This window comes from Lacticaseibacillus hulanensis, from assembly GCF_004010095.1.
GTDB classification, from domain to species: domain Bacteria; phylum Bacillota; class Bacilli; order Lactobacillales; family Lactobacillaceae; genus Lacticaseibacillus; species Lacticaseibacillus hulanensis.
In genome coordinates, this window is record NZ_RRYD01000002.1 from 88,634 (window position 1) to 100,771 (window position 12,138).

General features: G+C 42.7%; 11 protein-coding genes. All 11 read right to left on the bottom strand.

Features of this window, described 5'->3' with window-relative positions; all coding sequences use genetic code 11:
• Positions 1–37: 37 nt before the first annotated feature.
• Positions 38–433: a UDP-galactopyranose mutase gene (locus EKN00_RS11135; RefSeq protein ID WP_421825362.1), complete on the bottom strand. Its 396-nt coding sequence runs from the start codon at positions 431–433 to the stop codon at positions 38–40.
• Positions 434–854: 421 nt separating this feature from the next.
• A complete protein-coding gene (locus EKN00_RS01280; RefSeq protein ID WP_206611254.1) occupies positions 855–1,637 on the bottom strand; it encodes a DUF4422 domain-containing protein in 783 nt (260 codons plus the stop codon).
• A 1-nt stretch (position 1,638) separates the two neighbouring features.
• On the bottom strand, positions 1,639–2,715 hold the full coding sequence (locus EKN00_RS01285) for a glycosyltransferase (RefSeq protein ID WP_127848326.1): 1,077 nt from the start codon (positions 2,713–2,715) through the stop codon (positions 1,639–1,641).
• Complete coding sequence (locus EKN00_RS01290) at positions 2,712–3,680, bottom strand: glycosyltransferase (protein ID WP_127848327.1); 969 nt, start codon at positions 3,678–3,680, stop codon at positions 2,712–2,714. Before EKN00_RS01290 ends, EKN00_RS01285 begins: the two co-directional genes overlap by 4 nt.
• Entirely contained in the window at positions 3,677–4,852 is a 1,176-nt protein-coding gene (locus tag EKN00_RS01295; RefSeq protein WP_127848328.1) for a hypothetical protein, read from the bottom strand. The genes EKN00_RS01290 and EKN00_RS01295 overlap by 4 nt, the downstream gene beginning before the upstream one ends.
• A gap of 13 nt (positions 4,853–4,865) precedes the next feature.
• Positions 4,866–5,849: a glycosyltransferase family 2 protein gene (locus tag EKN00_RS01300; RefSeq protein ID WP_241559437.1), complete on the bottom strand. Its 984-nt coding sequence runs from the start codon at positions 5,847–5,849 to the stop codon at positions 4,866–4,868.
• 294 nt (positions 5,850–6,143) lie between these two features.
• Positions 6,144–6,875: a CpsD/CapB family tyrosine-protein kinase gene (locus EKN00_RS01305; protein ID WP_127848330.1), complete on the bottom strand. Its 732-nt coding sequence runs from the start codon at positions 6,873–6,875 to the stop codon at positions 6,144–6,146.
• Positions 6,876–6,887: 12 nt separating this feature from the next.
• Entirely contained in the window at positions 6,888–7,799 is a 912-nt protein-coding gene (locus EKN00_RS01310; protein WP_127848331.1) for a YveK family protein, read from the bottom strand.
• Positions 7,800–8,311: 512 nt separating this feature from the next.
• Positions 8,312–9,889, bottom strand: coding sequence for a peptide chain release factor 3 (locus tag EKN00_RS01315; RefSeq protein ID WP_127848332.1), 1,578 nt, complete (start codon positions 9,887–9,889; stop codon positions 8,312–8,314).
• Positions 9,890–10,436: 547 nt separating this feature from the next.
• Positions 10,437–10,754 (bottom strand): hypothetical protein, encoded by a 318-nt coding sequence (locus EKN00_RS01320; RefSeq protein WP_127848333.1) that lies wholly within the window; start codon positions 10,752–10,754, stop codon positions 10,437–10,439.
• A 622-nt stretch (positions 10,755–11,376) separates the two neighbouring features.
• A partial coding sequence (locus tag EKN00_RS10795) for a hypothetical protein (RefSeq protein ID WP_421825363.1) occupies positions 11,377–12,138 on the bottom strand: 762 nt, incomplete at its 5' end.

A 12,138-nucleotide genomic window follows, 5' to 3' on the forward strand; every position in this document is an offset into this window, starting at 1 on the left:
CAATGGATTAACCCAATACTGATCAAATCCTTGCTCACTATACTTCGAAAGAAACTAACAATACATAAACTCTGTGCCTACCCTTGACGCTATCTTTTGACAACAACAAAAAGTTATACCACATAACAATCGTAAATAATCTTTGAAAAGATTGCGAGATATTCAACCTTTTTTTCAAAAAAATTCCAATCATTCTAACATTAACAAGCGGACTATCAAGTAATTTGTCAAAAATTTGTGTGTACCCGTCAACAGGAACACCCTGGTACCAATGGTTAAAATATTTATTACCAAATGTTAATCGCCCCGGTAAAAGTCCAACAATTAAAGCTGGCAGCTCAGGGGCTTTACGATCCCATTGCTCTTTAGTGTAGCCTTTAATGAATTTTTCGTATATGTCATTACCAATAAGCGAGATTGCCTGTTCTTCCAAGTTCCGCGGGCCGCTTCAATTTAGGTCTCCTAAAGCTGCCTGCCTTTAATCATCAATCTTTGTTCTTGCCTAATCGGTGTTCTTATTCCCCACATTTCATAGAACGTATTCGTATTGAACGGTCAATTGTAGAGCTCACCCTTGTAATTTGCAATTACTTGATTCTGATATCCATTTAAGTCAACAAAGTTACGAATATAATCCAAAATTTTCTTATTATCAGTATGGAATATATGTGCGCAAAAACCAGGTACCGTAACACCATGTTCCGTATGTGTATAAATGTTACCGACAACATGTTCACGTTTTTAAATCAGAAACGACCTTTTATTTTGCTTTGCTGCCTCATGCGCCCTAGGGTCCAGAATCAACGACTAAATAGTCATATCTTTCTTACCTAATAGCAATCACCAATTATATTCTAATACTCTGGCATAAACTTACGCTTTAAAAAGTGAGCACCTTTTATTACCCAATTTTGATGCTCAGTGAACTTAACTGGTAATTCCAACACTTTCAGAGGATGCTTTTTATGCTCATTATTAATCCACGTATCTAAAAACAGTTCTGAAATAAAACCATATACCCGTAACTCGTAGGTACTATACCCCGCAGTATCTATTCTGGTTTCTAGTTTACTAAGAACATCAAACATAAAAGTACAATATCTATCAAAGTCTGATTTCTTCATAATGAACATATTAAACATATGTGCCTTGGTATTGTTAAGAACATTATTGAACGAATCTAGCAATTGAGGATAATACTGTTGTATTATTCTTTTTGTTTCCTCAATAGGCTCTCTATGATGAGCATGAACGTAATGTGAATAATTGCTCTCAATGAAATAGTTACGTGGCTTAGGAAGAATAATATCAAACTCAGAAGTATACTTTTCTAAATCTACCGAACTGAGTATTTTTGTCTGCAAATCATGATCGTACTCTGTTCCAATAAAATATCTTCTGTAGTGAACAAGTCCAATCCAATCATAATCATCAAGATTTTTCCACGCCCAATAGATAGCGGTTAGCTCGTTGTAGTATGGGTTTTTATCTGAAATATTCATTCCACTATTGTCTCTGGCAAAATCCCTGTTTAACTCGACTGCATTTTTATTCGCTCCAACAACAACTGGCAAATACAGATTGCTTGAGGGTACTGGGGCTTTCTTATGGGTTGCTACTAAAATAATGCTCTTCAAGTTATTCATTCTCCAAATTTATTCTATCTAAAATTGTGGTAAGCCTGCTGAAATATTTTGGTAAATAGTATTCGTTAACTGTCTGTTTAACATAATTTCGGTCAAAAACGACTTTACGGTCAACAAACATTTGTAAAATTTTAACCAACCTCGAAAGATCACTTGGGTTGTAGAGATATCCATTCTTTCCATCTTTTACGATATCACTTGGCCCAACAGGACAATCTGCAGAAATACACGGGACACCTCTGGCACACCCCTCCGCTAAAGACATTCCAAACCCTTCATATTTCGAGGTAAGCACGACTGCACTAATATTCGAAACTTCACGCCAGGGGTCCAATTTCCATCCAAAAAAATTAACCCTTTCTGAATACGGTGTTTTATTTACATAGTCCTTAACCTTTTTCAATTCAACGGTTGGAGCATCACCTATAATATCAAGTCTCCACTTACCGGTGACATCATTAAGGGCCGTAAACAAATCTCTAAGATTTTTTTGCCCGTCCAGCATCACTCTTCCTACATACAGAAAAGTGACAATGTCTTTACTGTCCTCAATCAGCTGATTCGTTCTTTTTAATGGATTACCAATGACGAAAATTTTTTCTGAGGATATCCCCAGTGACAACAATTCTTTTTTTATGCCACTACTAATACATAAATGATAATCAGCATACTTAATATTTTTTAAGTTAAACCCCGTACCCTTATACAAAGAAAAATGTAGCCAAGTAGTGACTTTAAATTTAATACGTGTCCATTTTCTAAAAAAAGTAACAATATCCAGTAGTTTAGTACTTAAAACAATGACATTAGCAGGCTTAATCTTCCTAATAACGAATAACAGAAACATAATGCCAGAAACTTCACGTAAAAATTTATTTTTGAACGTATCATTGAAAATAACGTTGTTTTGGTTACTGAGCCACTGTTTATCTTTTGCCCCTGTTGGTGCAACAAACAATATCTCCTGGTCATTATTAGTACGGAAATAGTTTTGCCATTCATTGATGACTGTCTCCGTTCCACCATGACCAGAGAGATACGGTAGAACTACCAAAGTACTATGTGTCAATTGAATTTCCTCTTATATAAAAACACGTAAAACGACGGCAACAATTTTAGACCACACAAGGCAAATACATAATTAGGTGGGAGCTTAAAAAATCCCCCCCAGAAAAGTCTAGACTTAGCATACTGTCTCAACCAGGTAACTGAAAAATCTGGATCATACTTAATAAAGTGATGAATAACGTGTATCATAGTCCTGTCCTCAAATGCTCTAAAACTCGTTTTGTTCGGTATTCCATGTATTTCCAGAACTTGACTAGTTTTTCTAATATAATCTCGAGCCAGTATACTAATTTGCGGGTTATACTCCTGTGTAGTAGATACATTATTCCGGTACAGATAATAACCAACTTTATTTATAGAGACGATTTCCTTTGCTTCTATGACCAAAAGGTATTTTAAAATAAAAAGACTGTCCTCAAAAAAATTTCCATTTTCAAATCTAATGCCGTTATCCTGTATAACCTTTTTATCAAATCTTTTGTTCCACAAACCAACATCTGACTCGTTATTCTGAGTTAAATATCGATTAACCATAACGTCTTTTTTTTCGTTACCTGACAATGATTTTAGAAAAGATGGTTTTTCGACCTCGCAAAAACGGTTATACTTTTTTTCAATATTCCACCAAACCAATTTTTTTTCAAAACTTGCTTTCCTTAATTCATCAAAAAAACCTGATGCGTATTCATCGTCACTGTCACAAAATAGTATGAATTTTCCCTTTGCCACGCAAATGCCTTTATTTCTTGCCGCGGACTGAAATTCGTGTGTCTGACTTATAATCTGGAATGATATTTTTGAATTACACATTCTTTTTACAGTCTCCACACTGTCGTCATTGGAGCCGTCATCAACAAAAATAAGTTCTATACCCTCTGTTTCATTACACTCCGTTATGCTATTAATTAATCGAGGCAAAGTTTTTTCAGAATTATACATCGGAACTATAATTGAAAATGTTATCATGTTAATTCTCCTTTACCAAGATCCTTTATTAAATATTGATTATTATTAGCCACCATTCCGATGGAAAGGAAAAACACATTGTATAAAACGTTAGTTGCAGAAACTTCAAAAAAACCGTATGCCGCGAAAATAACTAGCATTAATACTAAATCCCAATTTTTTTTCTGAACCGATTTAAATATCACTAATTCAAAGAAGGCGGCATACAACAGTGCATATATTATTCCTTCCCTCATAAGTAAACTCATATATGCATTATCCAAGACGATAGTCCCATATCCATTCACTATTTGACCAATTCCTAGTTGTACGGTGTTTCCAATTTCACTACCAAATAAATGCTGCCCAAAAGTTAAATAAGCAGAATTACCAAATGATAATCTTAAAGACAACAAATGATCGAGGTATACTAACCATTTGTTCTGAAAGTCAAAATGAATCATCAATAACCAAGACAAAGCAAAAATCATTGGAATTACACATATTATTAATAGTCTTCCTAAACTTTTGTCAAAAAGCTTTATGAACCAAGCTTTGCAAAAGCATGCAATGGTGAGAATACTTAACCCAACTACTGCACCCCTGGAATCTGCTACAAAGTTTGCAACCAGCAAGCAAACTATCGGAAACAATGTATGAATCTTCTTAAGATTGTTCCATTTTATAAAAACAAATTCCAATGACAATGCTAATAACATTGCTCCCAGAAAATTGGGATGGAAAAAGCCTAGAGAATTTCGCATCATACCATTATTCCTAAAGGAACTTGCTGTAGGTATAACACCGAATATATACAAACAAATAACCGTAATGCTACCGATCGCTCGTGCAATGAACGACCTTCTTACAAAGATTCGCATGTCAATCACATAATACCCAGCCATCATTGCTAATATGCTCGTTATCACACTATAATAACCGGTTTTTATCGAAATAAGAATCGCCAGCATCATCAATGCGATAAACGTCATTATGAAAGTTAAGTTATACTTTCGCCCTAGTATAATTCCCATCACAAGCACGCACATTAGATATGATTGTAGAGTAACCTGTACTGCGTTGACCCAGTTACCCGGAATAACTGATGATAGGGTGCTAGTTTGAAGAACAATACTCAAAAATATATATATTGCAAAAAACATTGAAAAAATTTTTAGACGCTTGCTACTCATCATTTTCTCCCAATCATTCCTTTATACGGTATAACAATATCCTTCGCAATTTTAATAGTGGTAACGTGAATCCGAATATTCTCATTATTGACAAGAAGCATTTTAGCATACGATGTCCACGCTTGCTTTTTATATATATCCAATTTTTTTCACTCTGGATATACTTTCTAAAATCAGCAATTACGTCCTTATACAGATTTTGATTGTGAAAACTTATTGAAGAGATTGCCATTAATGAGTTTAGAACATTTCTCCAAACCACCTGTTTATTAAGGTTTTTATACTCCTCTCCAATCTCATTAAATTGCTCCTTCAAAGTCCAATATGCTATCTCACGTTGATTATCAAATTTGGTTTGCATACTGCTGTTGGATCGTTGTCTGTAATGATAAACAATCTGGCTTGAAAAAGAGACCGCCTCAGCCTTTACGACAATTTGATTAAGTATATAGACATCCTCAAGCCAATTAAACCCAGGGACTAGATTGACATTCTCGAACATTTTTTTATTAAACATTTTATTCCACAGGAAACCCTGAAATTGGTAATCCTCAAGCCACTCCTGTACAATGTTTTCACCATAATCAACATGATCTATAAATACCGGCCCACTTTTTGAATCAGAGAGATTATCGCGGAAAACGTCATAGCCCACTACTGATATGTCAACACCAGGCTTCATGCCATAAATCATAGATTCCAACCAATTTATTTCAAGCCGATCATCTGCATCACAAAACGTAACATATTTGCCTCTCGACGCTTTAATCCCAGTACTCCTAGCATCAGCCTGTCCTTTATTCTTCTGAGATATTATTCTAACCCGCTTATCACTTGAATGCTTTTTTAATTCAGCTAATGAATTATCCGTTGACCCATCATCAACGAAAATAACTTCAAATATAGTGAAGCTTTGATTCATTATATCGTTACATAATTCATCCAAATACTTTTCATCATTGTACACCGGAACAATTATAGAAATCTCTGGATTCATGTCCGTCAATTTTTTTCACCAACTTACTCATGTTTCGCGGAGAACCCTTTTGTCTTAATAAAAAGGGCAGCATCAATACATTCGCTTTATTTAATTATTGTAACTACTATTTCGCTTAGACAGCTGTCAGCCTATCATTTTCCGGATAAGTTGTCGCATAAAATTCCTGCTTTTATATAAATATTAGCATAAACGAGTCGATTATGAGTAAAAAACAATTCTATCTATTTAAGAAGCATCGATGACCGCTCAAATTTGTATAAAAAACTCAGAAAAGCTACATTACTTTTTATCTTAGTTGCCATAGCCGTATCCATAACCGTATCCATATCCATAACCACGGTCACCCTTACTGTTCTTAACCCGTTCCACAACTCCGAGAATCGGCGTCTCTGACATCTTAAGAACTTCCACAGTTCGGGCGATGTTACCTCTAAGCGTCTTTTCCATCCGTACAACGAGGACCACACCATCGACCTCAGGCAAGGTGACTTGCACATCAGCAACCGCCAGCACAGGCGGAGCATCCAGAATCACAATATCGTAATTAGCACGGGCCCAAGCTAGGAATACCTTCATGTGCTTAGAACCCAGCAATTCAGCAGGATTAGGTGGCACTGGTCCAGAAGTCATTACACTCAGGTTTTCAACCATTGTTTCCTTAACGGCTTCTTCAGGCTTTTTACTGGTCGCAAGAACCGTTGATAATCCAGCAGTATTTAACTGATTAAAAGTTAAATGAACTGTGGGACGCCGCAAATCAGCATCGACCAGAAGCACCTTTTTCCCTGCCTGTGCCCATGTAACAGCCACGTTAGAGGAAACCGTTGACTTACCGTCAGACATTTCTGCAGAGGTGAACATCACGACCTGCAGTTGATCGAGGGCTGCACCCGCAAACTCTATATTCGTGCGCACAGTCCGTAGTTGTTCAGAAACCACGTTCTTCGGTTCGTGGTACGTAACTAGGCGGACACCGTTTGTGATACTTTCGTCTGATTCTTTGTTTTTCTTATTCCAGAACATTTTCGGCACCTCCTAAACGCGCTTTGAACGGCGACTGATTCGGCTCAACCCATCTTCAACCTTGCTTGTTGCGGGTTTCACACCAGATGTTTCGTGTGAGCGCTTATGCATCTTGTACACGAAACTAACCACACCCAAGTTGACCAGTCCGAGTTCATCGGTCAAGAAGTCAATGGACTTAACTGCCCGATCCGTAAGTTCCCGAATAGTGCCCCAGACAAATGCAATTAGCACTCCAAGCACAAAGCCAGCAAGTGCAATAATCCTCGTTTTCGGTGAGACTGGTGTGTCATCAACTGATGCTTTAGAAACGACCGACACGTTCTTGACACTCATCATCTCAACAATGTCTTTCTTGAACACCGTCGCAATTTCGTTAGCAATGTTCTTGGCACGGGTTGCACTGGTATCAGTGACCGTCACCGTGAACACCTGTGAATTGGTCTCGTTGGTGATTGCAATTTCGTCCGCCAACCTGTCTTCATCAATCGATGTGTACTTCGCCGGAACCAGCTTGTACTTTGCTGGTTTGGCCTTCTTTACCGTCACTGTTTCATATCGAAGCTTATTTGTGTTCCATTTACGTTCAGTCTTTGCTGGTACTGCCTTCTTAACCAGCACCTTTTGTGGGCTGGTTAAGTTCTTTGCAACCTGCTTCAAAATAACCGGCTTAGTGATGATGTCCTTGTATGTGTTAATCATTTGGACGTCAGCCTGCTGGTTTGCGTATTCAGCACCAGTATTTGCTGTGCTATCGCTATTGCGGTTAACCAGTAGCGCAACAGATGATGCGTATTTGGGTGTCAATGCGAATTTGGCAACCCCATAAGCTGCCACGCCGCCAATAATTCCCAGCACAATCATCCACACGAAACTCCGCTTAATGATGTTCCAGAGCCGTGTTAGTTCAATTACATTATCCATTAAGAAACTCCCACCTAATTAGTATGTATTGCGATTCCCCACGGAATGTTCACGCGAAGATTAAGGTAACTCTACAGTCTTAGCGTAAGTTTAATACCTTCCAATTTAACCACAATATGCCCCATTCGAGAATAGCCTAGCATGTTACTTTTTAGGGTCGGTTACATGCTTAATACATTATCTGGGTTATTGTAAATATGCATATACGCCCCAAGATTCCCGCCGTTGAGCGGTATTGTGCTCCTTTTTGCCAAAATTCAGTTCGGCAACAAGTGTTGTCGTAAGCGCGGTCAATTTGCAGAAAGGTTTTAGTTTCATTATTATTACAAATTGTTATCTACGAATCATTCTTTGCTTATAACTTTATTTGTTGCATTTGTGCACGTGAATCCCGAAGCTTTCGGAATTAGTCCGGCCATAGCGAGCGAATTTTGCCACATATACTTAAAAACAAAAACAGGCCAGCCCCCGCAACTCCTCCTCGAAGTCGCGGCGACCGCCCTGCATTGTGATTATAGTTTTGCTGTCAGTTTCACGTCCGGGTACTTGTCCTGGAACCACCGAAGTGCGAAGGCGTTCTCGAACAAAAACAGTGGCTGGTCGTGGATATCCTTGACCAGCAGGTTCCGGCCGGAAGACATCTTCTCGTCGAGCTGGTCGGGATCAATCCAGCGGGCCGTCCGGCTACCAATCGTCGTCATTTCCACTTCCGAATTGTATTCGTTCTGCATCCGGAACTTGAAGACTTCGAACTGCAGCTGACCAACAGCGCCCAAGATGTACTCGTTCGTGCTGTAGGTCCGGTACAGCTGCACGGCGCCTTCTTGCACCAGCTGCTGCATACCCTTGTGGAAGCTCTTCTGCTTCATCACGTTCTTCGCCGTCACGCGCATGAACAGTTCTGGCGTGAACTGGGGTAGCGGCTCGAACTCAAGCGAGCCTTTCCCGGCGAAAATCGTGTCGCCAATCTGGAAGTTCCCCGTGTCGTACAGCCCGACGATGTCCCCGGCCACGGCCGTGTTCACCGTTTCCCGCGAATCCGCCATGAACTCCGTGGAGTTGGACAGCCGAATCGTCTTGCCCGTCCGCTGGAGCGTCACGTCCATACCCCGCTCGAACTCACCGGAGACAATCCGAACGAACGCGATGCGGTCACGGTGCGCCGGGTTCATGTTCGCCTGGATTTTGAAGACAAAGCCGGAGAAACGGTCATTATTTGGCTGAACCTCGGTGCCATCCACCGTCTTCTTGGCGCTTGGCTCTGGGGCCAGGTCCACGAAGCTTTCGAGGAATGTTTCCACCCCGAAGTTCGTCAGCGCGGAGCCGAAGAACACGGGGGTCTGATCCCCGCGCATGACCTTGCCGAGGTCGAACTCGTTCCCCGCGTCGTTGAGCAGTTCAATGTCGTCCAGCGCTGCGCGGTAGGTACTCTCCTTGGCGATAGGGTCGCTGGCGGGCAACTTGCCGTCCGCATCAAGTGGGGCAAAACGTTCAGCCTCGGTTGCGGGCCGGTAACGTTCAATCCGCTTGTTTTTACGGTCGTAGAGGCCTTCCAGGACTTTACCAGAGCCAATTGGCCAGTTCATCGCGTAACCTTCGATGCCGAGCAATTCTTCCAGCTCCGCAATCAGGTCGAGCGGCTCGCGGCCGTCGCGGTCCAGCTTGTTCATGAAGGTGAAGATGGGAATCCCGCGCTGCTTAACGACCTTGAATAGCTTCTTGGTCTGGGCTTCAATCCCCTTGGCCGAGTCGATTACCATGACGGCAGCGTCAACGGCCATGAGCGTGCGGTACGTGTCTTCAGAGAAGTCTTCGTGCCCCGGGGTGTCCAGGATGTTGATTCGCTTGCCGTGGTAGTCGAACTGCAGGACGGAACTGGTAACGGAGATCCCACGCTGCTTTTCGATGGCCATCCAGTCGGACTTCGCAAAGTGACCGGACTTCTTCCCCTTAACGGTACCGGCTTCCCGGATGACGCCGCCGAACAACAGGAGCTGCTCGGTGATGGTCGTTTTCCCCGCGTCAGGGTGACTGATGATGGCGAACGTGCGCCGCTTGGCAACTTCCGCCGCTAATTGTTTCTTATCCATAATTTTCCTTTCGGTGCCGCCGCCGAACTACGCACGCATGCGGATTGGGGCGACGAAATTGTATTAGTGCTCACTGTTTAATGAATTCATTATCTTACATTGGTTGATGATCCTTTATCCGTAATGTGCCCGCCGCGACAACTGCGCCGAGCATTCCTTATAACAGTTTACACGAAATCTAAAACCGAGGGAAATTTTTTATCAATCAGCCGGCAGTTGCGGCGTTAATCCACAGCCGGCGCTACCCGTGCGCTGGCCACGCTGGTAGCCGGAAGCACCGAGAAGCTGCAGTTACGCGGTGGCGAGCGGAAGACGCGGTAAGCTTTGGTTCCCGCCGGCAGCGCGAGACAAAACGGAAATCTCGCCTTTTTGCGGATTCGAGACAGGCAATATATCTAGATATGCGCAGAAAAAACCGCGATTGCCTTAGTAGCAGTGGTTCCACGGGTTTCATTCGCATATTTGTAAATTTTACCTGTATCAAATCCGCAAAAGCGCCACTTTTCCGTTGAGCAACGGCGCTTTTGGCGGCTACGCAAGGCCCAAGCTAGTTGTCATAGCGTTCGTAAGTGCAAAGAGCAACGTAGCCCTGTTGTTGCGCCTGGGCCAGGGTCATGGCCGTACCACCACCGTAGCGCTGGAGCCCGCGGCAGTTCGGATCCTTGTGGTAGCGCCCTGGGATGCGAGCATTAACGTAGACCGTCTGGCTCTGGCCGGTGTGCGGCACGGGCTTGTAGGCGTAGTGGCGACTGCCGGAGTTACTGCCGGCCCGCGCCGGGTTGTGCGTGGTCTCGCGTGTATGCGAATACGAGCTGGAGCTGCTCCGGTAAGAACTGCTCGCGACGGAGCTTGATGACGAGGACACCACGGTCTCATCGTCGGTCTCAACAGACTCGGTTGACTCGCTGGTGGCTGCTTCTTCCGTGTCGGTGTCGTCATCGGTGTCTGCCGCTGCAACGGCGTCGGTGTCGTCTGACGATGATGAATCATCGGTATAATCATCATCCTCATCGTCCCAGTCGGCCTCCTCATCCGTACCGTCGCTGCTGTCTTCACTGTCGTCCGTCGCGTCCGAAGATGACGCCGATGTCGCAGCATAGTTGAATCCACTATCATTGACTTAAACAATTACCGCCGCAAACAAGATTAGCGCAAAGCTGGCAATCAAGATATTAACCCGAAATTGCCTAAAACGTTTTGCAAGCAATAAAGAAATTACCAATCCACCAAAGATTAGCAACGTAACAATCCACATTATTTTTCCCTCCAAATTTTCAGTAACCTAAAAATTATACCGGGAAATTGGTGGGAATGTGAAAAATAACGCATGAGTATTGCCCATGCCGCGGGTTACTGCGGAGTGATTGGAGTTGAGGATTACGCCGAGAGGGCCTGCGCGGAGACGCGTGTATACTCGATAAGGCAATTATGCGCAAAAAAAGAAGCACCCCATTGCTGGGATGCTTCTAAATTGAGCTTAGTTAAGCTTAGGCGTTGCGCTTCTTGAGGGAAGTGCCAGCCAGGCCAAACAGTGCGCCCATTGCGGCGATTGCACCGACTACGGTAGCACCGGTGTTGACAGAGTTACCAGTCTGAGTAAGAGCCTTGTTGCTGGAAGCCTTAGGAGCTGCCTTGGTTGCCTTAGGAGCTGGTGTCTGGGTACCTTCACCACCATTAGCAGGTGTGTTGTCGTCGGTCTTCTCTGGCGTGTTGTCACCAGTATTAGCTGGAGTTCCTTCGTCAGTCTTCTTGCCAAGTTCTGCAAGGGCTGCGTCCTTGGCTGCGTTAGAAGCTTCCGTGGACTTGTTGGGAAGGTTCTCCATCTTGTTCTGGTCCTGGTTACTCTTAACTTCACTGCTCTGATCACGACTATCAGAAGCAACTGTAGACTTGTTGGGAAGGTTCTCCAACTTGTTCTGATCCTGGTTACTCTTAACTTCACTGCTCTGATCACGACTATCAGAAGCAACTGTAGACTTGTTGGGAAGGTTCTCCAACTTGTTCTGATCCTGGTTACTCTTAGCTTCATCAGAAGCAACCGTAGACTTGTTTGGAAGGTTCTCCAACTTGTTCTGGTCCTGGTTACTCTTAACTTCACTGCTCTGATCACGACTATCAGAAGCAACTGTAGACTTGTTGGGAAGGTTCTCCAACTTGTTCTGATCCTGGTTACTCTTAACTTCACTGCTCTGATCACGACTATCAGAAGCAACTGTAGACTTGTTTGGAAGGTTCTCCAACTTGTTCTG